Source organism: Pseudomonas sp. S4_EA_1b (assembly GCF_016307435.1).
GTDB classification, from domain to species: Bacteria; Pseudomonadota; Gammaproteobacteria; order Pseudomonadales; family Pseudomonadaceae; genus Aquipseudomonas; species Aquipseudomonas rhodesiae.
The window spans coordinates 111,615-134,812 of the sequence record NZ_JAEILC010000035.1; the positions used below are offsets into that span (position 1 = coordinate 111,615).

Below are 23,198 nucleotides of genomic sequence, written 5' to 3' on the forward strand. Positions count from 1 at the left end.
GCTGCTGGTTTGGCTGCTGGTTTAGCGGCAGCAGTTTTAGCTGCTGGTTTGGCTGCTGGTTTAGCGGCAGCGGTTTTAGCTGCTGACTTGGCTGCTGGCTTAACGGCAGCGGTTTTAGCCGCTGGTTTGGCCGAAGGCTTCTTCGCCGCGCTTGCTGCAACAGCTTTTACCGGTGTACGAGCACCCAGCACTTTAGCCACGGCTTCTTTTACACGCCCAACGCCCTGGGCCAGTTTCAGGCTTTCCTGAGCATCTTTTTTGAGTTGAGAAATGTAGGCGCGGGTTTCAGCTTGGCGATCCTTGAGAGCGTCCAGCAAGTCCTCAAGTTCTTTAACAGCGTCTTTGGCTTTGGCTTGTGCCTTGGCCTTGCCGGCGGTGGCGGCATCTTGCAATTTGGTGCGGGATTTGTGCAGCTTTTCTTGCGCCTTACCGCGCTGTTTTTCCAACTTGGCGAGCAGTTTTTCTGCATCGGCCAACGCTTGGGAACAGGCGCTTTCCAGATGTTCGAGCAAGCTGCCCGACAGTTGTTGGAGTAAGTGCAACGGGGTATTAACAGGCTTCTGTTTGGCCGACATGGTTTACCTCCTGGCTGACGTGGGTGCGGCTCATACTAGCCCTCTGCTCTTACCGCCGCTAGCGCATGTTGACAGTATCGATTGCCTCGCGTTGCACCGTACGAAAATTCTTATCGTGAGAACGAAAATGGGCGGCACTTTTTACGTTTCCACACTGGCATAATCCATCGCACTTTCGGCCGGAGAATGTCCATGTCGCGTTACCTTTTTCTTGTGCTTGGCCTGGCGATTTCGGTAGCCAATGCGAGCGCGCCGTCGCCGTCTAAAACCATCGAGCCGGATCGGCATGACCTCGCCTACAGCCTGGGCGCCAGCCTCGGTGAGCGCCTGCGCCAGGAGGTTCCAGACCTGCAGATCCAGGCCCTGATCGACGGCCTCAAACAAGCCTATCAAGGCAAGCCACTGGCCTTGGATAACGCGCGTATCGAGCAGATCCTCGCGCAGCACGAAGCGCAGAGCGAAGCGGACGCCCAAGCGCCCCTGAGTGAAAAAGCACTCGCTGCCGAACAACAATTCCTGACCCAGGAAAAAACCATGAAAGGCGTTCGTGAATTGGCGGATGGAATTCTGCTCACGGAACTCACGCCAGGTACCGGCCCCACGCCGAAAGCCAATGGTCAGGTTCAAGTGAAATATGTCGGTCGGCTGCCCGACGGAACGGTTTTCGACAAGAGCACACAGCCTCAGTGGTTTCGCCTGGACAGCGTGATCAGCGGCTGGAGCAGTGCTCTACAACAGATGCCCGTGGGTGCGAAGTGGCGCCTGGTGATTCCATCGGCGCAGGCTTATGGCGCCGACGGTGCCGGCGAATTGATCCCGCCGTACACGCCCTTGGTTTTCGAGATCGAATTGCTCGATACCCGTTCTTGAGCCAATAAAAAACGGTGCGACCTGCGCACCGTTTTTTTTATCGCGTATCCCGAAGTCAGGCCTGAGCGACAGTGTTTTCTTTGTGAGCGTTGTGCAGCACTTCAATCAGGCAGTCTTCCAGCTCGAAACGCTCGTGGAGCAGCGCACCCAATTCTTTGAATTTCTCGGCGACACACTTGCCTTGATCGCACAGATCGGTGAATGCCAGCAGCTTCTCGGTGATCACATCGATGCGTGGGTAAAGGGTCTTTGCAAAATCCAGACCGCGCTGGTCTTTGAAGGCTTCCGCCTCCTTGGTGAGCTGGGTGTAGATGCTCAAATGCCCTGCGGACACGTAATCCACCAACACCACGCAGAAATCCTGCAACGGTTCACGCTTCTCGGCCAACGCCTCGGGCTCGGCACCGAGCGCATCAAAAGCCCGAATCAATTCGTGACGTGCCTTCAACCAGCTGTCGATCAGCTTGTGCACCCCGCCCCAGCGTTCGCGAGCATTCTTGCAACGTTCCAACATGATGATCTCTCTTCCCTATTAGGGGCGCTGCCGCCTGATGCCCGCGCAACACTTCAAGGATAAAGCAGCAGCGGGACAGGGCTGCATCAGACAACTGGTTTGAATAACGCGTGCGGGCCAGATTATGCCCGCATGACTATGGCTTCAAGGTACGCAGGACAGAAAGTTCATACAAGTGTTTAATCCCGTCCTACAAACCTCAGCCTGCTTTTATGGCCTCGTCGGGTACAGGCGACGGCGAAGTAACGGTCGTGAAAACTGCGTGATGCCCAGAATCAGCATCCCCACGAAAAACAGCAGACTCCACTCCGGCAGGCTTAAATCGAACAACGTCCAGTTGATTTCCACGCAGTCGACAGTGCCTTCGACGGCCTGTTGCAGCGCCTGCCAAAGCGAAAGATTTTCGAGCATATGGTTGAGGCTGGGCCAGCAATCGGCGGTTTGGTCGGGTGCGGCATTTTGCAGCAGTATCTGGCGTACCGCCGTGATAGCGCCCAGCGTCGCGCACGCCACGCTGGCCAGCCCATATAGCGAGATGACGGGACGTTTGGGGTTATGGAGGGCAGCGATCAAATTGATCAGCGTGAAAGCAGCCAGAAAAACCCGCTGCAGTTGGCATAAGAAACACGGGCGTAACGAGACGCCGAACTCAAGGTAATAGGATGCGCCCAACGTCAGCGCACCGGCCAGGAACGCCAGAAAAAACAAGGAGCGAGAAGGGGCCAAAGACATGCTTTATCCGCATCGCGAAAAGTAGATCGCTACGGTAGAGGAAAGGCCTGAACGCTTTCAATATACGTTAGACCAGACGATTCCGTGAGAGCCTGCAGACATCCCACCAGAGGATGGAAGACTTCAGGCGACGGCGCGTAGGAGTTTGCTGCCAGACACTGACCCTCCCTGTTCGCGTGCATCAAAGGGGGTGAGGGTTTGACATATCTGAGTCAACCCTCCGCTCCTTCCTACATCAAACCCGGGCAGGGACTGGCAAAGGTGACGCCAATAAACGGCGATCCAACAACCCCAGGCCTTCCTGGAACAACTGGTTGCTGCGTTCGGTATCTCCCAACTGCGCCAACAGACGCGCCAGCTCGGCGCAAGCCTCAGGGTTGCGCTGCACCTGCAGGCTACTTTCCAGATAGTCGCGCGCCTTTCCCCACAAGCTGTTTTGCAGGCACAAGCGTCCCAAGGTCAGTAACAGGCTGGCATCACCGGGATGATCCTTGAGCCAACCTTCGGCGAACTTCAACTGCCGAGCCGAGTCGCTGCCGCGTAAAAGACCGTAGAGGCGAATGAGATGGCTGTCGTAACCGCGCTTGATCGCACCACGCAAGACCTCTTCGGCCTTGGCGTCGGCACCCAATTGGCGCAGTTGCTCGGCGTAAGCCAGCACTAACTGCGGCTCCTGACGCTGGGCAGAGGTAAGCTGCTGCCAAGCCCGCTCAAGGGACTGCTGGCCAGCTTCGTCCTGCTCCTCACGCTGAGCCGCAAGGCTGAGGTTTTCACCCCATGCGCGACGTTCCAGCTCGGCCAGTTCGCCGGCGGGCAGCACCTTGTCCTTACGCAGCTGCGGCAAAAGGTGAATCACCGACGACCAGTCACCGCGCTGTTGATGCAAACGCTGCAACTGACGTAGCACCTGCGCGTTATGCGGATGACGCTCGTGCATTGCCTGTAGCGTGACCAGCGCACCGTCCGTATCGCCACGGTCCAGTTGCAGTTGCGCATGACTCAAGGCGACCGCCAGCTCAGCCTGGGGCTGGCGCTCCAAAGCGCGCTCAAGCAAAGCATCGCACTCTTCGTAACGCCCCTGTTCATTGGCGGCTCGCGCCGCGCCCAGGTAGTACAACAACGGTTGGCGTTCGGCTTCGGCGGCACGCCGCAAATGGCGTTCGGCACTGGCCCAGCGCCCTTCGGCGAGGTCCATCTGGCCCTGTTCGATAGCGATCTGTGTACGGCGGCTGCGATTACGCCGCGACCAAGGGTTGACCACGCCGCCCGACGTGGTAACCAGGCTCAGCAAGACGCGGACCAGGTAGATCGCCAGAATGATGGCAAACACGGCGAATAGGGTCGCCCACAGGCTCGACTCGTAATGCAGCACATGTGGATAAGTAATCAGCACGTAGCCGGTGTGTTTCGAGATGCCCACAGCCAGTGCCAGGGCGATCGCGATCGCCAGCACCAGGATCACATAGAAACGCTTCATCGGCTCTACTCCTGGGTCGCCGGCTTGGCAGCCGCCTTGGCTTCATCGGCAGACAGGTGGCGACGATCAAGATACGCCTGCACCGCGGCGAGGCTCGCGGCCAGGTCCGGTGTCACCACCGACACGGCTTTGGGCTCAAGCTCGGCGATGCGCGCCAGCATCGCTTTGCTCTGCGGGTTGTCCTGATTGAAGTTGTCCTGCAGCACGCTGCGCGCCTCACCCAGTGAGCGGCTATACACCGCCGACTCACCATTGAGCGCCGCCCATTGCGCCTGTTCGAGCGCCAGGCTCAGGGCCAGACGCACTTGGTTCAGCCCCTGACCGGCAAGCAACGGACGGATGTTGTCGTCTGGGTTGAAATCAATGCGGAAGTAGCGAGAAATCTGCTCCCACCACTGGCTCCAACGTCCCTCGGTATCGGTGGTGGGACGACCTTCAGCGGCGGGTTCAGTCAGTTGATACTCCGGCGCAATCGCCGCCAGCTGCACCACTTGATCGCGCAGGGCGGCCAATTGCAGGTACAGCCCGGTGCGGTCCGGCTGTTCGGTACTGCGCAGAGCGACCAGGCTCTTGGCCAATTGCTCACGGGCCGCATAGGCGCCGGGATCGCTTTGCTCGCGCAGAATCTCGTCAGCGCCCTGCACCAGCGCCTGGGCGCTATTGATGTCCTGCAAGGCCGACAGGCGCAGGCTCGCCAGACGGATCAAGTGCTCGGCCTCGGCCAGACGCCAGTCCTGACGGCTGGCACCCAGAACGGTTTCCAAGCGCTGGCTCAGGTGTTGCTGATCACCCTGCAATTGGGCCACTAGACGGCGACGCTCCTCCAGCTCATCCGCACCCGGCAGTTGAGCCAGTCGCGCGGCCAGTTGTTGCTGGGTTTGCTTGAGAGTTTGGGATTGCTCATCCAGGGTCTGCACCTGGCCCAGTTGCTGCTGGTGACTGGCTTGCAGGGCACGGACCTGCCAGATCCCCCAACCGCCGGCGGCCACTCCGGCAGCGCCGAGCAGCAAGGCGACGACCGCCAGGCCATTGCCACGGCGCGGCGCGGTGACCGGTGTCTCGACCGGCGCATCAAGTGCGGGTTGAGCTTCATCTTTAGGCAAGGCTGTTTCGCTCACGTATCCGTCCTTTGCGTATCAGAGAGTGGGGGCGGGATGTTTTTATAAGACATAGCCGCCTAACGCCACTAACAAAGCCGCGGCACTCGCGCCGCGACAATCCACCACTTTTTCTGCACCGGCAGCCCGCGCCATTTCCTGGACTCTTGGGCTGGGCACGAACAACGGCAGCTGTGCCACCTCCGGCCAATCGGCGCCGGCCAGGGCTTGCAGGTGCAAGAACCCCTGCCCACTGCTGACCACCACGCCGTTCAAGCGTTCCAACTGGATGCGCTGCATCAACACACCGGTGTCGTAGGTCGGAAGGAACCGCCGGTACAACTCCAGGTAGTCGACACTAGCACCTCTCTCGCGCAAACGCTCTGCCAGCAATTCGCGGCCGCCCTCACCACGCAGGATCAGCACCCGTGCATCGGGGCGCGCAATAGCCTCGCGTAATGCCGGCAGTTCAAGCAAGGCCTCGCTGTCATCGCCGGTGTGCGGATAGTGAACCGTGTAGCCTTGATCGGCCAGCACCTGCGCAGTAGCTGCCCCCACACTGAACCAGGGCACCTCGGACCAGTGGCGATCCAGCTGTTGCAAGGCCAGGCGCGCGGCGGGTTTGCTGACGACAATCACGGCACAGTAGCGGCCGAGGTCACGCAACAGCGCTTGCTGGTCAGGGGTGATCGACAAGGGCTCGATATCCAGCAAGGGCAGGCTGCTGCTGTAGATCCCTACGTCGGACAACACCGTCGCCAGCGCCGCCGATTCCTCGGCAGGCCGCGTCAGCAGCACACGCCAGCCGGTCACTGCGGGCCGGCCTCGCCGTAGACTTTTTGCAGGATGGCGCCGGCGCCTTTCTCCAGCAGCTCTTGCGCCACTTGGATGCCCAAAGCCGTCGCTTCGCATTGCGGGCCACGCACCTCGGCGGTCAGCAAGGTGCCGCCTTCCGGATCGCCCACCAGACCGCGCAGCCACAAGTTATCGCCTTCAAGTACGGCGTAGCAGGCAATCGGCACTTGGCAGCCGCCATTGAGGTGCTTGTTCAAGGCACGCTCGGCGGTGACGCGAACTTCGGTATCACGATGGTCGAGAGGCTTGAGCAGAGTATGGATTTCACTGTCGGCGCTGCGACATTCGATACCCACGGCGCCCTGCCCACCGGCGGGCAGGCTGTCTTCGACACTGATGGCCGAGGTGATGCGGTCTTCGAAGCCAAGGCGGATCAAACCGGCGGCGGCGAGGATGATCGCGTCATACTCACCGGCATCCAGCTTGGCCAAGCGCGTATTGACGTTGCCGCGCAGAAAGCGAATCTGCAGATCCGGACGGCGCGTCAACAGCTGGGCCTGACGGCGCAGGCTGGAGGTACCGACGATGCTGCCCAGGGGCAACTCGTCCAGTGAAGCGTAGGTATTGGAAACGAAAGCGTCGCGGGGGTCTTCACGCTCGCAGATGCAAAACAGGCCCAGACCTTCAGGGAAGTCCATGGGCACGTCTTTCATCGAGTGCACGGCGATGTCGGCTTCGTTCTCCAGCAGCGCGGTTTCCAGTTCTTTGACGAACAGGCCCTTGCCGCCGATCTTCGACAACGGTGAGTCGAGCAGCTTGTCGCCGCGACTGACCATGGGCACCAGGGACACCTTGAGGCCGGGGTGGGCCAGCTCAAGGCGAGCTTTGACGTATTCGGCCTGCCATAGGGCCAAGGCGCTTTTACGGGTGGCGATGCGGATTTCGCGAGGGGACATGGATCAATCCGTACTGAATAGATACGGCAGATAATAACAGCTCAGGCAAATACGCCTTGATTTGAATCAGCAAGTGCGGGGCCTCCCTGGCCTCGTCGCACCGGGATTAGGAATGCAGCCCCGCTACAGCCCTCGGGCTAAAGCTGCTGCATCATTTTGCGCACGCCGGCGACATGCCGACGACTGACAATCAAGGCATCGCCGTTGAGCCCTTTGAGGAACAACTGAAAGTGCCCCAGCGGCGTACGTTGCAGACGCTCGATACGCTCTCGGGCCACCAACGCATTGCGGTGGATACGCACGAAGCGATCGCCGAACTCATCTTCAAGGGCCTTGAGCGGTTCATCCAACAAGACTTCACCCGCTTCGTGACGCAGCGTGACGTACTTGTGATCGGCGATGAAGTAGACCACTTGATTCAGAGGGATCAACTCGATGCCTTTGCGGGTACGTGCACTGATATGGCTGCGGGGGCCGTTGCCACTTTGGGCGGCGGGCTGGGTCAACGCGGCGAGCTGGGCGCGGCTGGGGCGCTCGGCCTTTTTCAGGGCTTTGAGCAACGCTTCGGCCGTCGCCGGTTTGGTCACGAAGCTCACGCCACTGTCTTCCAGCGTCTGCGCGGGAAACTCGTCCTGAGCCGTACACAATACCAAGGCCGGTGGCGATTCGCGCTCACTCAGGCGGGCAGCAACCTGCAGACCATCCAGGCCCGGCATACGGATATCGAGCAACAGCACATCGGGCTTGAGGCTGTCGATCAGCGTCAACGCCTCCTCACCGGTGGTGGCGCTCGGTTCAAGAACGGTATAACCCTCGAGTTCACTGATTAAACGACTCAGTCGCTCGCGGGCTTGGGGTTCGTCATCAACGATCAGGACATTCATATTGCGCTGGATTCCTGCGTGAGTCTCGCACAAGGATAACGTAGACAGGTGCGGTGACTTGCGTCACAGCGATCCACGCTAAGACTCGTGCGAGCGGCAAAAAGTGCCCCGAAGGTGGCACCCATATTTACCCGGACCTGTTCATTAGCGCCCAAGACCCGCTGCCTTCGGGCATCGTCGTAGGGTTTGCTGATACACAATCCGAATACCCCCCTTGTTTAATGGTTAGTCTGGGCTCTGACCGCATTACCCGACTTTGGTGCATTCACACACTATCAGTCCAACTGTAGACGCTTGCCGAGACGACATTGCTCAATCGTCAAATATCGTTTCAATAAGTCTCTTTTTCCAGTCTCGTCCCGGACGCGATCGACGGCAAGGCACTTAGCCATCCTTTGCACAAATAAAAATGCCGACGACCCGCGCCACCGCCTCCGCGAGCAACCCTGTTATGATCGGCGCCACACTTCCACGCCTTTTTATTAAAGCAACTCACGAGCGAATCCATGAGCACCGACAAGACCAACCAGTCCTGGGGCGGCCGCTTCAGTGAACCCGTCGACGCCTTCGTCGCGCGCTTCACCGCCTCCGTCACCTTCGACCAGCGCCTGTACCGCCACGACATCATGGGCTCCATCGCCCACGCCACCATGCTGGCCAAGGTCGGCGTGCTGACCGAGGCCGAGCGCGACAGCATCATCGACGGCCTGACCACCATCCGCGGTGAGATCGAAGCCGGTACGTTCGACTGGCGCGTCGACCTGGAAGACGTGCACATGAATATCGAGGCCCGCCTCACCGATCGTATCGGTGTGGCTGGCAAGAAATTGCACACCGGACGCAGCCGTAACGACCAAGTCGCTACCGATATTCGCCTATGGCTGCGTGACGAAATCGACCTGATCCTGTCCGAAATCACCCGCCTGCAAAAAGGCCTGCTTGAGCAAGCCGAGCGTGAATCGGACACCATCATGCCCGGCTTCACCCATCTGCAGACCGCACAGCCCGTGACCTTCGGCCACCACCTGTTGGCCTGGTTCGAAATGCTCAGCCGCGACTACGAGCGCCTGGTGGACTGCCGCAAGCGCGCCAATCGCATGCCTTTGGGCAGCGCCGCGCTGGCCGGTACGACCTACCCGATCGACCGCGAATACACCGCGCAACTGCTGGGTTTCGACGCCGTGGGCGGCAACTCTCTGGATGGCGTTTCGGACCGTGACTTCGCCATCGAATTCTGCGCCGCCGCCAGCATCGCGATGATGCACTTGTCGCGGTTCTCCGAAGAGCTGGTGCTGTGGACCAGTGCACAATTCCAGTTCATCGATTTGCCGGACCGTTTCTGCACCGGCAGCTCGATCATGCCGCAAAAGAAAAACCCCGACGTGCCAGAGCTGGTACGTGGCAAGAGCGGCCGTGTATTCGGCGCGCTGATGGGCCTGCTGACCTTGATGAAGGGCCAGCCATTGGCCTACAACAAGGACAATCAGGAAGACAAGGAACCGCTGTTCGACGCCGCCGACACCTTGCGCGATTCATTGCGCGCGTTTGCCGACATGATCCCAGCGATCAAGCCCAAGCACGCCATCATGCGCGAAGCGGCTTTGCGCGGGTTCTCCACGGCGACTGACCTGGCGGACTACCTGGTGCGTCGTGGCCTGCCGTTCCGCGACTGCCACGAAATCGTCGGCCACGCCGTGAAATACGGCGTGGACACCGGCAAGGACCTGGCGGAAATGAGCCTGGAAGAACTGCGCCAGTTCAGCGATCAGATCGAGCAGGACGTGTTTGCCGTGCTGACCCTGGAAGGTTCGGTCAACGCCCGTAACCATGTGGGCGGCACCGCGCCGGCGCAGGTCAAGGCAGCGGTCGCGCGCGGCCAGGCCCTGCTCGCCAACCGCTGAGTACAGTAGTGGGAGGGGGTTGCCCCCTCCCACACTTGATCACTTTTTCGCCGCCACCATGGCCAGGAACGCCGGCATCGCGGCTTGCCTGTCCGCCTCCACTTTTTGCGCGTTGGGCATTGCGTTAAGGCGATCCAGCAACGCTTTGGCCGCCGGCAACTGCGCCAGCAAGTCCAGCCCGAACAACTTCTCGCCGACCCCGCAGGCCAGGTTCAAGCTGTACATGAAGTACAGATCCGCAATGGTGAAGCTCTCCCCCGCTACAAACGGCGCAAACTTGCCATGCCGCCCCAGCGAAGCGATGCCCAAGAGCAATTCCGCCTTGGATTTTTCCTTGATCGCCTCCGCAACCGCTACGCCAAAAAATGCTTCGCCAAAGCAGGCGCGCGCGGGCAGTTCGATATAGAGCTCGATTTCCCGGCACAAGGCCAACACCTGGGCGCGCTCGAACGGGTCGGCCGGGAGCAGTGACGGCCCTTCCTGGGTTTGTTCGATATATTCCAAGATCACGCTGGTTTCATTGATAAAGCCCTGCTTCACCTCCAGCACCGGCACCTTGCCGCGCGGGCTGACCGCCAGTACGTCAGGGGCCTGCCCGGCATAAAACAGTACTTCTTCGAAGGGCAGGCCCTTCTCCAGCAGCGCCAGTTTCACCATGTTGTAGTAGTTGCTGACCGAAAATCCGTAAAGCTTGAGCATCGCAAAGCCTCCAGGCCGTGTGCGGGGTTGGCTGCAAGCGTTATAGACGCCCGGTGGCCGCTTGACCAGCAGCATCACCTGCTTGAATGGGGGTAGACTGGCGCCCTTTCCTTGAGGAGCACCGCCATGAGCGAGCCCACTGATATCGACAATGACGAAGAAGCTTTTGCCGAACATATGCTGATCGGAGCGATCGAAAACCAGATCGAAAGTGACAACCCACCCGCCGCCAAGGCCACATTCAACAAGCTGACGTTGGTGGGCTATGAGCGGGAAGAAATTCTTAACCTGATGGCTCATGTGCTGGCTTTCGAAATTGGCGCCATGCTGTACGAGGGTCGCGCGTTCGATACCCAATGGTACGAAACAGCGCTACGCGCACTGCCCGAGCTGCCGCCGGAAAAGGAATAGCTCCGAGACGCAGCAACACGCTGGACAGTTCGGCAAAGTGAGTTCACCTTATGGCCTGCTAGCCTCTAATAAATTTAGAAAGTCTGGAGTCCTTATGTCGTATACCCCTGAGTTGGTTGCCGAACTGGAAATCCTTGCACTCTTCCCCTTGGACAGCACCCAGGAAGGCCTGAAAGTCCATCAGACCGCCGCGCCCAGCGCTATCGCCGCAGTCAAACGTCTCTTCGATAAAAAACTGATCGACCAGCCGGATGGGGGCTATCTGACCAGCCTTGGCCGCGATGCTGCCGAGCAAGCGCAAACCCTGCTGACCATCTTGACCACTGCCACGAACAAAGAAGCCGCCTGATTCCGGATGCCGCCCATGGAGTCCGCCGCCGCGGATTCCGAGGGCGTCGCCTGAGCGACTGTAAAATTCTGACGCCAAAAAACCATTTCCCTCTAAACCTCCTACGTTTCTGACTGTAAACTCCTACACGGCCGCCCACGCCGGGCTCTGCGAGCCAACGAGTTCGACATGACCCGCACCCATGAAATCCGCCCCGACTTGGACGAAGGCATCGACCGCAAGGTGCTTGCACAGTTGCGCGCGCGTTTCATGGCGCTCAATGAAGGCCGCATGGCCCGCGCCGTCGAGGGGCTGACACCTCGCCAGCAAAGCGTACTGACCCTGTTGCCGCTGTTCTTTCACGTCAATCACCCGCTCTTGCCCGGTTATGTCTCGGGCAGCACGCCGGCGGGGCTGTCGAATTTCGAGCCTACCCCCCAAGCACTGATCGAAGCCCAGCGCCTGACCCGCTCGTTCGCCTATAAACCGCGCCATGGCAACCCACCCCGACCGATCCATGGGCTGTTCCTGATGGGCAGCCTTGGCACGTTGGCCCAGGCCGACCAAAGCGACATGGATGTGTGGGTATGCCACGCGGCGGATCTGGGCGAAAACGAGCTGGCTGAACTGCGCAAAAAGTGCCAATTGCTGGAGGCCTGGGCCCAGAGCATGGGCGCCGAGGCGCACTTTTTTCTGATCGAACCGACGCGCTTCGTACTCGGCGAGCGCGACACCCAACTCAGCTCCGACGACTGCGGCACGACCCAGCACTATTTGCTGCTCGATGAATTCTATCGCACCGCCATCTGGCTGGCCGGGCGTACACCGATCTGGTGGCTGGTGCCGGTATATGAAGAAACCCGCTACGCCGAATTCACCCATACGCTGCTGTCCAAGCGCTTTATTCGCGCCGACGAAACCCTGGACCTTGGCCATCTGGCGCGCATCCCACCGGGCGAATTCATGGGCGCCGGGCTGTGGCAGTTGTTCAAAGGCATCGAGTCGCCGTACAAGTCGGTGCTCAAGCTGTTGCTGACCGAGGTCTACGCCAGCGAACACCCGCAGGTGCAATGCCTGAGCCTGCGCTTCAAACAGGCCGTGTACGCCAATCAAATGGACTTGGACGAGCTGGACCCCTACGTTGTGGTCTACCGCCATATCGAGGGCTACCTCAAGCAGCGTAACGAGCCGGAACGGCTGGAGCTGGTGCGGCGCAGTCTGTACCTGAAGGTCAACCGCAAGCTCAGCGCCGGGCAGCGCGCCAGCAGTTGGCAACACCTGTTGCTCGAACGCCTGGCCCAGGAGTGGGGTTGGGACCCGCGTCAACTGGCGTTACTGGATAGCCGAAGCCAGTGGAAGGTGCGCCAAGTGGCTTCCGAACGCCGCGCCCTGGTCAACGAGCTCAACCACAGCTACCGCTTCCTGACCCAATTCGCCCGCACCGAACAGACCGTCAGTTTGATCAACAAGCGCGACCTCAATGTGCTGGGCCGACGCCTGTACGCCGCGTTCGAGCGCAAAGCCGGCAAAGTCGAATTCATCAACCCGGGTATCGCCCCGGACTTGGCCGAAGACACCCTCACCCTGCTTCAATCGCCTAACCGCAAAGAGCCGGGCCAGCATCACTGGAGTTTATATAACGGCAATCTCACTGCTCTGGAGTGCGAACACTTCGCGCCGATCAAGCGCAGCCGCGATCTGCTGGAAATGCTCACCTGGTGCCATCGCAACGGCGTCATCGACAGCAGCACACGGCTGGCCCTGCACCCCGGTGTCAGCGACATGACCGAATTCGAGCTGTTCAATCTGTTGGGCAGCCTGCAACAGACCATCGCTCTGCCCCTGGCCAGCGTCGATGAGGAGCGCCTGCTGCGTTCGGCGGTGCCCGAGGAGGTGCTGTTGCTGATCAATGTCGGCGTCGACCCGCTCAAGCATCACCGCGAGCTGAACATTCTGATGACCACCGAGCGCACCGATTCCCTGAGTTACGCCGGGGTGCGCGATAACCTGGTGCTGACCCTCGACCAAGTGACCCTCAACAGCTGGAACGAGGTGATGGTCAGCCGCTACGACGGGCCCCATGCGTTGCTCGATTGCTTACGGGATTACCTCAACCAACTGCCACCGGACCATCTGCCGCGCCTGCGGGTGCGCTGCTTCTGTCACAACCGTGCGCAATTTATCGCGCAGCGTGTTGAGGAAGTCTTCGATACCGCGCAACACCTGCTGCTGGGTCAGTCCAACCATCGCTATCTGCTGCAAGTGCAGCAGCACTACCATGTGATGGAATTGATGCCCGGCCAGGCCACCCACGTTTCGTTGGCCACCCAGGACGCGCTGATCGCCTACCTCAGCGAAGAATTGGCCAGCTATAGCCCCCTGCACCTGGACGCCATGGCCCTGGAAGATCACGACCTGGCGCTCTTGCTGCCCATGGGCATGGCGGCCTGCGTGCAGGTGTTCTACCGGGTCAATGAAGATTTCGCCGAGTTGTACGTGCTCGATGAGTTCAACTCGCTCTGGCAACAGCGCTTGCCCTTCCATGATGAACAGAGCCTGTTGGTGCCGTTGCAGCGCTTTTTGCAATCGATCATTTATCGCCGCGATGCGCTGTCGCCGCTGGACCCGCAGCAACCGATGAGTGCCGTGCAAACGCTGTATTACCAGTTGTTGCCATCAGGCAGCGGCCGCGCCCGTGGCGTCGAACCTCGGCCAGCGCCTTTGACCCCGGCGAACAAACCGTTCTATGACGTGCAGGCGATTATCGGCAAGGCGGCACCGGGCCAAGTGAGCATCACCCTGTACTGCAATCAGCGGGAGTTTTCCGAGCTGGAATTCGGCGATCAACTCTTCACCGTGGTCGCCCAGGAAATTGTCGGGCAGCGCCGGGAACCCGAGCGCTACCGCTGCTACATCACCGACCTGGACCTGTCAGGCCTGCTCGGTGATGTACAAAGCCCAAGCAACCTGTATCTGCGCTATAAGGCCGAACTGGAACGGTCGCTCAACGAAGCGCTGAGCCAGATTTAGAGAGGAAAGGCGCCACCATCTTTTGGCTGGCCTTCGACACTGAGCAGTTCCAGTTTGAGGGTCTTGCCACCCGGAGCCGGCCAGTCGATATGCTGGCCCACCTGCAGGCCGAGCAGCGCGCTGCCGACAGGCGCCAGGATCGAGATCTTGCCGGCGTCGGCGTTGGCGTCTTTGGGGTAGACCAGAGTCAGGTGGTAGTCCTTACCGCTGCCTTGCTCGCGGCAATGCACGCTGGAATTCATGGTCACGACACCCGCAGGCACTTCATCGTGGCCGACCACATCTTCGGCGCGGTCGAGTTCGGCTTGCAACGCTTCGACGCCGGGAGACTCGTCGCCCAAGCGATCGATCAGTTGCTCCAGACGCTGCACGTCAAGGCGGGTGAGGATGATGGACGGTGCGGTGGTCATGATTCAGGCAGACTCCTTTTTTCTGCACAAAAAAGCAAAACCCCGCCAGAAAAAGGCGGGGTTCTCACGGGCCTCGATGAGTTGAGGCGTAGCCGGACACTAACACAGCGTCACAAATAAACAAGACGGCCTCAGGCGCGGGCCCTGCGCTGCTCGGCTTCGGCGCGGATCACCCGACGCCGATCATCGTCGGCGGAGCGCCATTCGCGAATGTCTTCGACATGCCGGAAGCAGCCAAGGCAGACTTTGTGCTCATCCAGACGACACAAACTGATACAAGGTGACGGCACCGCCGGGCTGACATTGCTGAACAACGGCTTGGGCGGGCGTACGGGTGCAGGCTGGGTCACGGTCAGATCTCGTCGAAGTCCAGCTCGGCGCCGGTATATTCCTCGACCAGGCGCGCGAGCATTTCGCCCAACAACTCTTCACTCTTGTCGCACTGCCATTTGCCGCTTTCTTCGTCGTAATCGAAGTGAACGCCACCAGAGCGAGCGGCCAGCCACAACTGACGCAGCGGTTCCTGGCGACTGAAGATCAGCTGCTGACCACTCTCGAATTTGACGGTCAGCACGCCTGCCGAGTTTTCCAGGTCCACGTCCAGGCCGCTGTCATCAAAAATATCCTCCAGCGCCTGCTGGGTCGCATCCACCAAGTCGTGAAAACGGGCTTCGGTCAAACTCATTGTGGCAACCTCGAAAGTGTCTGGTTCTGCTCAAGCGCCGCACGATACGGGCGAGCTTCGCCGATTGCAAAGGATACCGATTTCATTACCAATCTCGGTATGAAATATCCCAAGCCAGCGTAGTCTGCTTCGCGCTTAAGACGGCAAACCCCCGCCGGACGGGTATTCCAGCGCATAGGCAAGCTGGCGGGTGGTGGGTATACTCGGGCGCAATTAATGCATATTCAAGGATTTCGCCATGAAGCGCCTGATCTCTTCCCTTGCTGCGCTCGTCGCGGTCGCTTGCCTCGTTAGTGCCTGTGGTCAAAAAGGCCCACTGTACCTGCCCGATGACAGCAAAGACCCGAACGAACAGGCGCAATCGTCGCAAAAGCCAGCAAAAGCGCATAAGCACGACACCTTCGAATAAGGGAACCCCATGGACGCTTTTAACTACCGGGACGGCGAGCTGTTCGCGGAAGGCGTGGCGCTGTCCGCGATTGCCGAACGCTTTGGCACCCCGACGTACGTGTACTCCCGTGCGCACATCGAAGCGCAATACCGCTCGTTTACCGATTCGTTGAATGGCGTGCCGCACCTGGTGTGCTACGCGGTCAAGGCCAACTCGAACCTGGGTGTGCTCAATGTCCTGGCGCGCCTGGGCGCCGGTTTCGACATTGTGTCCCGTGGCGAGCTGGAACGTGTTTTGGCCGCCGGCGGCCAGGCCGACAAAATCGTGTTCTCCGGCGTCGGCAAGAGCCGCGAAGATATGCGCCGCGCACTGGAAGTCGGCGTGCATTGCTTTAACGTCGAGTCCAGCGAAGAGCTGGAGCGCCTCCAGGTGGTGGCCGCCGAGATGGGTGTTCGTGCGCCGATCTCCCTGCGCGTCAACCCGGATGTCGATGCCGGCACCCACCCGTACATTTCCACCGGTCTCAAAGAGAACAAGTTCGGCATCGCAATTGCCGACGCCGAGGACGTGTACATCCGCGCCGCCCAACTGCCGAACCTGGAAGTGCTGGGTGTCGACTGCCATATCGGCTCGCAATTGACCACGCTGCCACCGTTCCTGGATGCGCTCGACCGCCTGCTGGCACTGATCGACCGCCTGGGCGACTGTGGCATTTACCTGCGCCACATCGATCTGGGCGGTGGCGTCGGCGTGCGTTATCGCGATGAAGAGCCGCCGCTGATTGCCGATTACATCCAGGCCGTGCGCGAGCGCATCGAGGGCCGCGATCTGGCGCTGATGTTCGAACCGGGCCGCTATATCGTCGCTAACGCGGGCGTACTGCTGACCCAGGTCGAGTACCTCAAGCACACCGAGCATAAGGATTTCGCCATCGTCGACGCGGCGATGAACGATCTGATCCGCCCGGCGCTGTACCAGGCCTGGATGAATGTCACCGCCGTAACGCCGCGCAACAGTGAAGCGCGCGCCTATGACATCGTCGGCCCGATCTGCGAGACCGGTGACTTCCTGGCCAAGGATCGTCAGCTCGCCCTGGAAGAAGGCGATCTGCTGGCCGTGCATTCGGCCGGTGCCTACGGGTTTGTCATGAGTTCCAACTACAACACCCGCGGCCGTACCGCCGAGGTGCTGGTGGACGGTGATCAAGCGTTTGAAGTGCGTCGCCGCGAGACGGTAGCCGAGTTGTATGCTGGCGAAAGCCTGCTGCCGGAGTAAGCCATGCTGCTGCGTTTTACCAAGATGCACGGGCTGGGCAATGATTTCATGGTTCTCGACCTGGTCAGCCAGCACGCGCATATCCTGCCCAAGCACGCCAAACAGTGGGGCGACCGGCATACCGGCGTCGGCTTCGACCAGTTACTGATCGTTGAGGCGCCCACTAACCCGGAGGTGGATTTCCGTTACCGGATCTTCAACTCCGACGGTTCCGAAGTGGAACAGTGCGGCAACGGTGCGCGCTGCTTTGCGCGCTTCGTGCTGGACAAACGCCTGACCGCCAAGCGCCAGATTCGCGTCGAGACCAAGAGCGGCGTGATCGAGCTGGATATCCGCAACGACGGCCAGATCAGCGTCAACATGGGCGCGCCACGTCTGGTGCCGGCGGATATTCCGTTCCAGGCCAGCGAGCAGGCGACCAGTTATGCCGTAGAGGTCGACGGCAAAGTGGTCGACCTGGCGGCCGTGTCCATGGGCAACCCCCACGCCGTGCTGCGCGTCACCGATATCAATAACGCCCCCGTGCATGAACTGGGGCCGAAAATCGAAAACCACCCGCGCTTTCCGGCGCGGGTCAATGTGGGCTTTTTGCAGGTGATCGACCGTCACCGCGCGCAATTGCGCGTGTGGGAACGGGGCGCCGGCGAAACCCAGGCCTGCGGCACCGGCGCCTGCGCCGCTGCCGTCGCCGCGATCAGCCAGGGGTGGATGGATTCGCCGCTGCTGATCGACCTGCCCGGTGGGCGCTTGTCCATCGAATGGGCGGGCCCGGGCCACCCGGTGATGATGACCGGGCCGGCCACGCGCGTATACGAAGGACAGGTCCGTCTATGAGTGAGCCAATCCAATGACCGATAAGCCTCAAGTACCCGCACAAGCATCCCCGAGCGAAACTCTGGAGGCCGCTGCCGTCGCGGCGTACCTTGAGGCTCATCCGGATTTCTTCGTCGAACATGACGAACTGCTGCCGGCCTTGCGCATCCCCCACCAGCGCGGCGATACCGTGTCGTTGGTGGAACGTCAGATGAAGATCCTGCGCGAGCGCAATATCGAAATGCGCCATCGGCTCTCGCACCTGATGGACGTGGCCCGCGACAACGATCGCCTGTTCGACAAAACCCGCCGCCTGATACTGACCCTGCTGGACGCCACCAGCCTGGAAGAAACGGTGATGGCCGTGGAAGACAGCCTGCGCCAGGACTTCCAGGTGCCTTTTGTCAGCCTCATTCTGTTCAGCGACAACCCGATGCCGGTGGGCCGATGGGTCAGTGGCAGCGAAGCTCAAACCGCAATCGGCGGGCTGCTGTGCGAAGGCAAGACCGTCAGCGGCACCTTGCGCGAACATGAACTGGACTTCCTGTTCGGCGCCGAACAGCGCAAACAGATCGGCTCCACCGCCGTGGTCGCCCTCAGCCATCAAGGCCTGCATGGCGTATTGGCAATTGGCAGCCGCGACCCTGCGCACTACAAAAGCTCGGTGGGCACACTGTTCCTGACCTATATCGCCGAAGTGCTCGGCCGCGTCCTGCCGCGCTTCACCACTTCCCTGCGCGCGGTGCGCTAGTTATGGAACGGCAACTGGACGCTTACTGCGCGCACCTGCGCAACGAGCGCCAGGTGTCACCCCACACGCTGGAAGCCTACCGGCGGGACTTGAACAAGGTTCTGGCCTACTGCGAAAAGCAGCAGATCGGCAGCTGGAAGGCGCTGGATATCCAAAGCCTGCGCAGTTTGATCGCACGCCTGCATCAGCAGGGGCAATCCTCGCACAGCCTGTCTCGTCTACTGTCGGCGGTGCGCGGGCTCTATCACTACCTCAATCGCGAAGGCCTGTGCGACCACGACCCGGCCAATGGCCTGTCACCACCCAAGGGCGAACGGCGCCTGCCCAAGACCTTGGATACCGATCGCGCCCTGCAATTGCTGGAAGGCGCGGTAGAGGATGACTTCCTCGCCCACCGCGACCAGGCAATCCTTGAGCTGTTCTATTCCTCAGGCCTGCGCCTGTCGGAGCTGACCAGCTTGAATCTCGACCAACTGGACCTGGCGGACGGCTTAGTGCAAGTGCTCGGTAAAGGCAGCAAGACCCGCGTACTGCCCGTGGGCAGCAAGGCCCGCGAAGCGTTGCAGCATTGGTTGGCGCTGCGGGCGTTGGCTAACCCGGCGGACGACGCAGTCTTCATCAGCCAGAAGGGCCGACGCCTCGGGCCACGGGCGATTCAGGTCCGGGTCAAGGCCGCGGGCGAGCGCGAATTGGGGCAAAACCTGCACCCGCATATGCTGCGGCACTCCTTTGCCGGTCATCTGCTGGAATCGTCCCAAGACCTGCGCGCCGTACAGGAACTGCTCGGGCACTCCGATATCAAGACCACACAGATCTACACCCACCTGGATTTTCAACACCTGGCAACGGTGTACGACAGCGCCCATCCAAGGGCCAAACGCATCAAGGGCGGCGACTCATGACTATCAAGCTGATCACTTTCGACCTGGACGACACGCTCTGGGACAACGTACCGGTCATCATCAGCGCCGAAGCGTCGATGCGCGAATGGCTGGCGACCCACGCGTCCAAAGTCGGAGACCTGCCTCTGGAGCATTTCGCCAGATTGCGCCAACAGGTGCTGGAACGTCACCCGGAACTCAAGCACCGCATCAGCCTGTTGCGCCATCGGGTACTGACGCACGCATTCGAAGAGGCTGGTTATCCACAGCCCGAGGCCACCGAAATGGCGGATGTGTGCTTTGAAGCGTTCATCCATGCACGTCATCAACTGACGGTCTTCCCCGAAGCCGAACCCATGCTGCAGGCGCTACGTCGCCAATACCTGCTGGGGGTCATCACCAACGGTAACGCTGACGTACAGCGGGTCGGCCTGGCGGACTACTTTCACTTCGCCCTGCGGGCCGAGGATGTCGGCATTGCCAAACCGGATGCACGGTTGTTTCAGGAAGCCTTGCAGCGTGGCGGCGTGAATGCGGACGCGGCAGTGCATGTGGGTGATCATCCAGGGGACGACATTGCCGGCGCACAGCAGGCGGGGCTGCGTGCGGTGTGGTTCAACCCGACGGGCAAGGCTTGGGAGGCGGATAAGCGCCCGGATGCGGAGATTCGCAGCCTGACGGAGTTGCCGGAACTGCTCCGCAGCTGGCAATAATCCTGGAAATCCAGCGGTGGGAGAAGGCTTGCCTCCGATTACAATAGGTCAGCCAGCAATTGAGGGACTGATCCCCTGCTATCGGGGGTAACCCCTCCCACATTTGAATCGCATAAGACTCAAAAACATCAGGCATGAAAAAGCCCGCAGCGACGGCGGGCTTTTTCTTACAAGCGGGTGGCTGACTTCAGATAGGTCGGCTGCCGTACTTGTTATCCGGCTTCTTGGGCGGATCGGCTACCACGTTGGGCTCGACTTCGACCACTTTGCCGCCTTTAGCGAGGAACTCTTCCATCGCGCGGGCCAGGGCATCACGCTCTTTGTTCTTGGCTTCAACGCTCGGCAACTCATCGACCGAAACCGCGGCCTTGGCTTTGCCTTTGGCTTTAGGAGCTGCGTCATCGCCGACACTGTCATCGGCCTCGCCAGTAACGTCGTCGTCAACAGCTGCCGCGTCGAGACTATCATCAGCCTCGTCGTCGTCACCTACTTCAAGTTCGTCGTTTTCCAGATCATCGTCGCTCATGTTCTACCTCATGACTTGCGAAAAGCAGATTAGTTATAGCCCAGCTTGATCCTCTGTCGAGGCGGCTGGAAAAAAATCAACGTCCACCGGTTAACCAGTGGCCTATGCCCCATCACCATGCAAAGTGGCGAGGACTTTACGAGCACCGCCATGATCACGGTGCTCGCCCAGATAAACACCTTGCCATGTCCCCATCGCCAAGCGGCCGGCCTTCACCGGCAAACTCAGCTGGCAGCCCAGGAGACTGGCCTTGAAGTGCGCCGGCAGATCGTCCGGACCTTCGTCGTTGTGTTCGAACCCTGCACGGCCTTGTGGTACCAGCGAGTTGAAAAAACGTTCGAAGTCACGGCGAACCGCCGGGTCGGCGTTCTCGTTGATAGTCAACGAAGCCGAAGTGTGCTGCAGCCACAGGTGCAACAGTCCTACACGACATGCCTTCAATTCAGGCAAGCCGGCAAGCAATTCGTCGGTCACCAGGTGAAAGCCCCGGGGCCTGGCCCGCAGGGTAATCAGGGTCTGTTGCCACATACAGTTCTCCGCCCATCGGCGCGCATTCTAGCGCGCTCTGGGAAAAAACAAAGTGTCGAATACGCCTACATGCCTGTAAGACATTCGCACGCTGAAAAATGCCGTGTGCGCCCCATCACAATCACTGCACAAAAATGGCCTGGCGCCCTATGACTGACAAACGCCAGACAAAAAAATGCCCGGCAAGCCGGGCATCTTTTTTTCGCGTACTTACAAGTTGTAGCCACGCTCGTTGTGTTGCGCCAGATCGAGGCCAACCGCCTCTTCCTCTTCGGTGACACGCAGGCCCATGACCATGTCCAGCACCTTGAGGATGACGTAGGTGACGATCGCCGTGTAGATCACGGTGAAGCCCACACCTTTGCACTGGATCCAGACCTGTGCCGCTACGTCCGTCACGGTGCCGAAGCCGCCCAGCGCAGGGGCTGCGAACACACCGGTGAGGATCGCACCGACGATACCGCCGATACCGTGCACACCGAAGGCGTCCAGGGAGTCGTCATAGCCCAGCTTGCGCTTGAGGCTGGTGGCGCAGAAGAAGCAGATCACACCGGCCACCAGGCCAATCACCAGGGCGCCCATCGGGCCTACGGTGCCGGCAGCTGGCGTAACGGCAACCAGGCCAGCGACCACGCCCGAAGCGATGCCCAGTGCGCTTGGCTTACCGTGGGTAATCCACTCGGCGAACATCCAGCCCAGCGCCGCAGCAGCGGTGGCGATCTGAGTCACCAGCATCGCCATGCCGGCGGTGCCATTGGCGGCCGCCGCGGAACCGGCGTTGAAACCAAACCAGCCGATCCACAGCATGGCCGCGCCGATCAGGGTGTAACCCAGGTTGTGCGGCGCCATCGGCGTGGTCGGGTAGCCTTTACGCTTGCCGAGCACGATGCACGCCACCAGGCCCGCGACACCGGCGTTGATGTGCACCACGGTGCCGCCGGCGAAGTCCAGCACGCCCCAGTCCCACAACAGGCCGCCGTTGCCGCTCCACACCATGTGTGCGATCGGTGCATAGACCAGGGTGAACCAGATGGCCATGAAAATCAGCATGGCGGAGAACTTCATGCGCTCGGCAAAGGCGCCGACGATGAGTGCCGGAGTGATGATCGCGAAGGTCATCTGGAAAGTGATGAACACCGCTTCGGGGAACAACGCCGCCGGCCCGGTGATGCTGGCCGGGGTGACACCCGCCAGGAACGCCTTGCCCATGCCGCCGAAGAAGGAATTGAAGTTGACCACGCCCTGTTCCATACCAGTGGTATCGAACGCGATGCTGTAGCCGTAAATAACCCACAGGATGCTGATCAGGCCCGTGATGGCAAAGCACTGCATCATCACCGACAGAATATTTTTGGAGCGAACCATGCCGCCGTAGAACAGCGCCAGGCCAGGGATGGTCATGAACAGCACCAGCGCAGTGGATGTCAGCATCCACGCGGTGTCGCCGGAGTTGAGGACTGGAGCAGCCACTTCGTCTGCCGCCATGGCCAGGCTTGGCATTACGATGGACAACAGGGCTCCGAGCCCTGCGAATTTACGCAGAGTCATATTGTTTTCTCCTGGGGCGTTGGGGTTTGGCGGCTTAGATTGCGTCGGTATCGGTTTCGCCGGTACGGATGCGAATAGCCTGTTCCAGATTGACCACGAAGATCTTGCCGTCACCGATCTTGCCGGTGTTGGCGGCCTTGGTTATCGCCTCGATAACCCGGTCAAGATCCTTGTCGTCAATGGCGACATCAATCTTCACCTTCGGCAGGAAATCCACTACGTATTCCGCGCCGCGATACAGCTCGGTGTGACCCTTCTGCCGACCGAAGCCTTTGACCTCAGTAACGGTAATGCCCTGCACGCCGATCTCGGACAACGACTCGCGTACATCGTCCAACTTGAACGGCTTGATGATGGCAGTGACTAGCTTCATGAAAACTCTCTCCCGAATTGGTGGACTTGCCCCAG

Annotated in this window: 27 protein-coding genes and 1 pseudogene; 11 read left to right on the top strand and 17 right to left on the bottom strand. The window is 60.3% G+C overall.

Annotated elements, in window-relative coordinates:
• Nucleotides 1–575: AlgP family protein (locus YA0848_RS35995; RefSeq protein WP_232925099.1), on the bottom strand; the 575-nt coding region annotated here is incomplete at its 3' end.
• Between the two features lie 192 nt (nucleotides 576–767).
• On the opposite strand from YA0848_RS35995, the gene YA0848_RS12085 reads away from it, so the two are divergent.
• The gene (locus tag YA0848_RS12085; RefSeq protein WP_034101428.1) at nucleotides 768–1,445 is read left to right on the top strand and encodes an FKBP-type peptidyl-prolyl cis-trans isomerase; all 678 of its coding nucleotides are present in this window, start codon (nucleotides 768–770) and stop codon (nucleotides 1,443–1,445) included.
• Between the two features lie 55 nt (nucleotides 1,446–1,500).
• On the opposite strand, the gene YA0848_RS12090 is transcribed toward YA0848_RS12085, so the two are convergent.
• The 8 genes and pseudogenes from YA0848_RS12090 to YA0848_RS36660 form a co-directional block, all read right to left on the bottom strand.
• On the bottom strand, nucleotides 1,501–1,959 hold the full coding sequence (locus tag YA0848_RS12090) for an Rsd/AlgQ family anti-sigma factor (protein WP_034115436.1): 459 nt from the start codon (nucleotides 1,957–1,959) through the stop codon (nucleotides 1,501–1,503).
• A gap of 210 nt (nucleotides 1,960–2,169) precedes the next feature.
• Nucleotides 2,170–2,691, bottom strand: a complete 522-nt coding sequence (locus tag YA0848_RS12095; protein WP_047881760.1) for a disulfide bond formation protein B — start codon at nucleotides 2,689–2,691, stop codon at nucleotides 2,170–2,172.
• Nucleotides 2,692–2,926: 235 nt separating this feature from the next.
• Nucleotides 2,927–4,168 carry a heme biosynthesis protein HemY gene (locus tag YA0848_RS12100; protein ID WP_034101431.1) on the bottom strand — a complete coding sequence of 414 codons (1,242 nt, stop codon included), beginning with the start codon at nucleotides 4,166–4,168 and terminating at the stop codon, nucleotides 2,927–2,929.
• A gap of 5 nt (nucleotides 4,169–4,173) precedes the next feature.
• Nucleotides 4,174–5,286 carry a uroporphyrinogen-III C-methyltransferase gene (locus tag YA0848_RS36000; RefSeq protein ID WP_169902324.1) on the bottom strand — a complete coding sequence of 371 codons (1,113 nt, stop codon included), beginning with the start codon at nucleotides 5,284–5,286 and terminating at the stop codon, nucleotides 4,174–4,176.
• Between the two features lie 42 nt (nucleotides 5,287–5,328).
• Nucleotides 5,329–6,078, bottom strand: coding sequence for a uroporphyrinogen-III synthase (locus YA0848_RS36005; protein ID WP_169902323.1), 750 nt, complete (start codon nucleotides 6,076–6,078; stop codon nucleotides 5,329–5,331).
• Nucleotides 6,075–7,016: a hydroxymethylbilane synthase gene (gene hemC / locus YA0848_RS12110; protein WP_034101434.1), complete on the bottom strand. Its 942-nt coding sequence runs from the start codon at nucleotides 7,014–7,016 to the stop codon at nucleotides 6,075–6,077. The genes YA0848_RS36005 and hemC overlap by 4 nt, the downstream gene beginning before the upstream one ends.
• 137 nt (nucleotides 7,017–7,153) lie before the next feature.
• Nucleotides 7,154–7,900: a LytR/AlgR family response regulator transcription factor gene (locus YA0848_RS12115; RefSeq protein ID WP_169902322.1), complete on the bottom strand. Its 747-nt coding sequence runs from the start codon at nucleotides 7,898–7,900 to the stop codon at nucleotides 7,154–7,156.
• Nucleotides 7,897–8,013: pseudogene (locus YA0848_RS36660) on the bottom strand (sensor histidine kinase); the annotation flags it as partial. The gene YA0848_RS12115 and the pseudogene YA0848_RS36660, both read right to left, overlap by 4 nt.
• Nucleotides 8,014–8,406: 393 nt before the next feature.
• On the opposite strand from YA0848_RS36660, the gene argH reads away from it, so the two are divergent.
• On the top strand, nucleotides 8,407–9,801 hold the full coding sequence (gene argH / locus YA0848_RS12120) for an argininosuccinate lyase (RefSeq protein ID WP_169902321.1): 1,395 nt from the start codon (nucleotides 8,407–8,409) through the stop codon (nucleotides 9,799–9,801).
• A 39-nt stretch (nucleotides 9,802–9,840) separates the two neighbouring features.
• On the opposite strand, the gene YA0848_RS12125 is transcribed toward argH, so the two are convergent.
• Nucleotides 9,841–10,500 carry a glutathione S-transferase family protein gene (locus YA0848_RS12125; RefSeq protein ID WP_034139776.1) on the bottom strand — a complete coding sequence of 220 codons (660 nt, stop codon included), beginning with the start codon at nucleotides 10,498–10,500 and terminating at the stop codon, nucleotides 9,841–9,843.
• A 126-nt stretch (nucleotides 10,501–10,626) separates the two neighbouring features.
• On the opposite strand from YA0848_RS12125, the gene YA0848_RS12130 reads away from it, so the two are divergent.
• From YA0848_RS12130 to YA0848_RS12140, 3 genes are all read left to right on the top strand, one after another.
• Nucleotides 10,627–10,911 (top strand): hypothetical protein, encoded by a 285-nt coding sequence (locus YA0848_RS12130; RefSeq protein ID WP_034101438.1) that lies wholly within the window; start codon nucleotides 10,627–10,629, stop codon nucleotides 10,909–10,911.
• A 94-nt stretch (nucleotides 10,912–11,005) separates the two neighbouring features.
• Entirely contained in the window at nucleotides 11,006–11,260 is a 255-nt protein-coding gene (locus YA0848_RS12135) for a TIGR02647 family protein (protein ID WP_034101439.1), read from the top strand.
• A gap of 168 nt (nucleotides 11,261–11,428) precedes the next feature.
• Nucleotides 11,429–14,269, top strand: a complete 2,841-nt coding sequence (locus YA0848_RS12140; RefSeq protein WP_169902320.1) for a class I adenylate cyclase — start codon at nucleotides 11,429–11,431, stop codon at nucleotides 14,267–14,269.
• On the opposite strand, the gene rnk is transcribed toward YA0848_RS12140, so the two are convergent.
• The 3 genes from rnk to cyaY form a co-directional block, all read right to left on the bottom strand.
• The gene (rnk, locus tag YA0848_RS12145) at nucleotides 14,266–14,679 is read right to left on the bottom strand and encodes a nucleoside diphosphate kinase regulator (RefSeq protein WP_034101441.1); all 414 of its coding nucleotides are present in this window, start codon (nucleotides 14,677–14,679) and stop codon (nucleotides 14,266–14,268) included. The genes YA0848_RS12140 and rnk overlap by 4 nt on opposite strands.
• 131 nt (nucleotides 14,680–14,810) lie before the next feature.
• A complete protein-coding gene (locus tag YA0848_RS12150) occupies nucleotides 14,811–15,029 on the bottom strand; it encodes a DUF1289 domain-containing protein (RefSeq protein WP_034101442.1) in 219 nt (72 codons plus the stop codon).
• A 2-nt stretch (nucleotides 15,030–15,031) separates the two neighbouring features.
• The gene (gene cyaY / locus YA0848_RS12155; RefSeq protein WP_034101443.1) at nucleotides 15,032–15,364 is read right to left on the bottom strand and encodes an iron donor protein CyaY; all 333 of its coding nucleotides are present in this window, start codon (nucleotides 15,362–15,364) and stop codon (nucleotides 15,032–15,034) included.
• Nucleotides 15,365–15,602: 238 nt separating this feature from the next.
• On the opposite strand from cyaY, the gene lptM reads away from it, so the two are divergent.
• The 6 genes from lptM to YA0848_RS12185 are packed head-to-tail and all read left to right on the top strand — an operon-like array spanning nucleotide 15,603 to nucleotide 20,188.
• Nucleotides 15,603–15,773, top strand: coding sequence for an LPS translocon maturation chaperone LptM (gene lptM / locus YA0848_RS12160; protein WP_034101444.1), 171 nt, complete (start codon nucleotides 15,603–15,605; stop codon nucleotides 15,771–15,773).
• Nucleotides 15,774–15,782: 9 nt separating this feature from the next.
• Nucleotides 15,783–17,030 (top strand): diaminopimelate decarboxylase, encoded by a 1,248-nt coding sequence (gene lysA / locus YA0848_RS12165; RefSeq protein WP_034101445.1) that lies wholly within the window; start codon nucleotides 15,783–15,785, stop codon nucleotides 17,028–17,030.
• Nucleotides 17,031–17,033: 3 nt separating this feature from the next.
• The gene (dapF, locus tag YA0848_RS12170; RefSeq protein ID WP_034139781.1) at nucleotides 17,034–17,864 is read left to right on the top strand and encodes a diaminopimelate epimerase; all 831 of its coding nucleotides are present in this window, start codon (nucleotides 17,034–17,036) and stop codon (nucleotides 17,862–17,864) included.
• A gap of 13 nt (nucleotides 17,865–17,877) precedes the next feature.
• Nucleotides 17,878–18,594: a DUF484 family protein gene (locus YA0848_RS12175; RefSeq protein ID WP_034101447.1), complete on the top strand. Its 717-nt coding sequence runs from the start codon at nucleotides 17,878–17,880 to the stop codon at nucleotides 18,592–18,594.
• Between the two features lie 2 nt (nucleotides 18,595–18,596).
• The gene (xerC, locus tag YA0848_RS12180) at nucleotides 18,597–19,496 is read left to right on the top strand and encodes a tyrosine recombinase XerC (RefSeq protein WP_184316009.1); all 900 of its coding nucleotides are present in this window, start codon (nucleotides 18,597–18,599) and stop codon (nucleotides 19,494–19,496) included.
• Nucleotides 19,493–20,188 carry an HAD family hydrolase gene (locus tag YA0848_RS12185; protein ID WP_034115442.1) on the top strand — a complete coding sequence of 232 codons (696 nt, stop codon included), beginning with the start codon at nucleotides 19,493–19,495 and terminating at the stop codon, nucleotides 20,186–20,188. Before xerC ends, YA0848_RS12185 begins: the two co-directional genes overlap by 4 nt.
• Nucleotides 20,189–20,375: 187 nt before the next feature.
• On the opposite strand, the gene sutA is transcribed toward YA0848_RS12185, so the two are convergent.
• The 4 genes from sutA to glnK form a co-directional block, all read right to left on the bottom strand.
• Entirely contained in the window at nucleotides 20,376–20,714 is a 339-nt protein-coding gene (gene sutA, locus YA0848_RS12190; RefSeq protein ID WP_034101450.1) for a transcriptional regulator SutA, read from the bottom strand.
• Nucleotides 20,715–20,816: 102 nt separating this feature from the next.
• Nucleotides 20,817–21,242, bottom strand: coding sequence for a secondary thiamine-phosphate synthase enzyme YjbQ (locus YA0848_RS12195; RefSeq protein ID WP_034101451.1), 426 nt, complete (start codon nucleotides 21,240–21,242; stop codon nucleotides 20,817–20,819).
• Between the two features lie 210 nt (nucleotides 21,243–21,452).
• Nucleotides 21,453–22,790, bottom strand: a complete 1,338-nt coding sequence (locus tag YA0848_RS12200; protein ID WP_034101452.1) for an ammonium transporter — start codon at nucleotides 22,788–22,790, stop codon at nucleotides 21,453–21,455.
• Nucleotides 22,791–22,824: 34 nt separating this feature from the next.
• A complete protein-coding gene (glnK, locus tag YA0848_RS12205) occupies nucleotides 22,825–23,163 on the bottom strand; it encodes a P-II family nitrogen regulator (RefSeq protein ID WP_002555808.1) in 339 nt (112 codons plus the stop codon).
• Nucleotides 23,164–23,198 lie beyond the last annotated feature (35 nt).

What these genes read in the sequence shown, in the direction of transcription:
- YA0848_RS12200 (WP_034101452.1), bottom strand. Translation starts at nt 22,790, where the DNA reads ATGACTCTGCGTAAATTCGCAGGGCTCGGAGCCCTGTTGTCCATCGTA.
- YA0848_RS12175 (WP_034101447.1), top strand. Translation starts at nt 17,878, where the DNA reads ATGACCGATAAGCCTCAAGTACCCGCACAAGCATCCCCGAGCGAAACT.
- YA0848_RS12085 (WP_034101428.1), top strand. Translation starts at nt 768, where the DNA reads ATGTCGCGTTACCTTTTTCTTGTGCTTGGCCTGGCGATTTCGGTAGCC.
- lptM (WP_034101444.1), top strand. Translation starts at nt 15,603, where the DNA reads ATGAAGCGCCTGATCTCTTCCCTTGCTGCGCTCGTCGCGGTCGCTTGC.
- lysA (WP_034101445.1), top strand. Translation starts at nt 15,783, where the DNA reads ATGGACGCTTTTAACTACCGGGACGGCGAGCTGTTCGCGGAAGGCGTG.
- sutA (WP_034101450.1), bottom strand. Translation starts at nt 20,714, where the DNA reads ATGAGCGACGATGATCTGGAAAACGACGAACTTGAAGTAGGTGACGAC.
- YA0848_RS12195 (WP_034101451.1), bottom strand. Translation starts at nt 21,242, where the DNA reads ATGTGGCAACAGACCCTGATTACCCTGCGGGCCAGGCCCCGGGGCTTT.
- xerC (WP_184316009.1), top strand. Translation starts at nt 18,597, where the DNA reads ATGGAACGGCAACTGGACGCTTACTGCGCGCACCTGCGCAACGAGCGC.
- YA0848_RS12135 (WP_034101439.1), top strand. Translation starts at nt 11,006, where the DNA reads ATGTCGTATACCCCTGAGTTGGTTGCCGAACTGGAAATCCTTGCACTC.
- glnK (WP_002555808.1), bottom strand. Translation starts at nt 23,163, where the DNA reads ATGAAGCTAGTCACTGCCATCATCAAGCCGTTCAAGTTGGACGATGTA.
- dapF (WP_034139781.1), top strand. Translation starts at nt 17,034, where the DNA reads ATGCTGCTGCGTTTTACCAAGATGCACGGGCTGGGCAATGATTTCATG.
- YA0848_RS12130 (WP_034101438.1), top strand. Translation starts at nt 10,627, where the DNA reads ATGAGCGAGCCCACTGATATCGACAATGACGAAGAAGCTTTTGCCGAA.
- YA0848_RS12185 (WP_034115442.1), top strand. Translation starts at nt 19,493, where the DNA reads ATGACTATCAAGCTGATCACTTTCGACCTGGACGACACGCTCTGGGAC.
- cyaY (WP_034101443.1), bottom strand. Translation starts at nt 15,364, where the DNA reads ATGAGTTTGACCGAAGCCCGTTTTCACGACTTGGTGGATGCGACCCAG.
- YA0848_RS12140 (WP_169902320.1), top strand. Translation starts at nt 11,429, where the DNA reads ATGACCCGCACCCATGAAATCCGCCCCGACTTGGACGAAGGCATCGAC.
- rnk (WP_034101441.1), bottom strand. Translation starts at nt 14,679, where the DNA reads ATGACCACCGCACCGTCCATCATCCTCACCCGCCTTGACGTGCAGCGT.
- YA0848_RS12090 (WP_034115436.1), bottom strand. Translation starts at nt 1,959, where the DNA reads ATGTTGGAACGTTGCAAGAATGCTCGCGAACGCTGGGGCGGGGTGCAC.
- YA0848_RS12095 (WP_047881760.1), bottom strand. Translation starts at nt 2,691, where the DNA reads ATGTCTTTGGCCCCTTCTCGCTCCTTGTTTTTTCTGGCGTTCCTGGCC.
- YA0848_RS12115 (WP_169902322.1), bottom strand. Translation starts at nt 7,900, where the DNA reads ATGAATGTCCTGATCGTTGATGACGAACCCCAAGCCCGCGAGCGACTG.
- YA0848_RS12100 (WP_034101431.1), bottom strand. Translation starts at nt 4,168, where the DNA reads ATGAAGCGTTTCTATGTGATCCTGGTGCTGGCGATCGCGATCGCCCTG.
- argH (WP_169902321.1), top strand. Translation starts at nt 8,407, where the DNA reads ATGAGCACCGACAAGACCAACCAGTCCTGGGGCGGCCGCTTCAGTGAA.
- YA0848_RS12125 (WP_034139776.1), bottom strand. Translation starts at nt 10,500, where the DNA reads ATGCTCAAGCTTTACGGATTTTCGGTCAGCAACTACTACAACATGGTG.
- hemC (WP_034101434.1), bottom strand. Translation starts at nt 7,016, where the DNA reads ATGTCCCCTCGCGAAATCCGCATCGCCACCCGTAAAAGCGCCTTGGCC.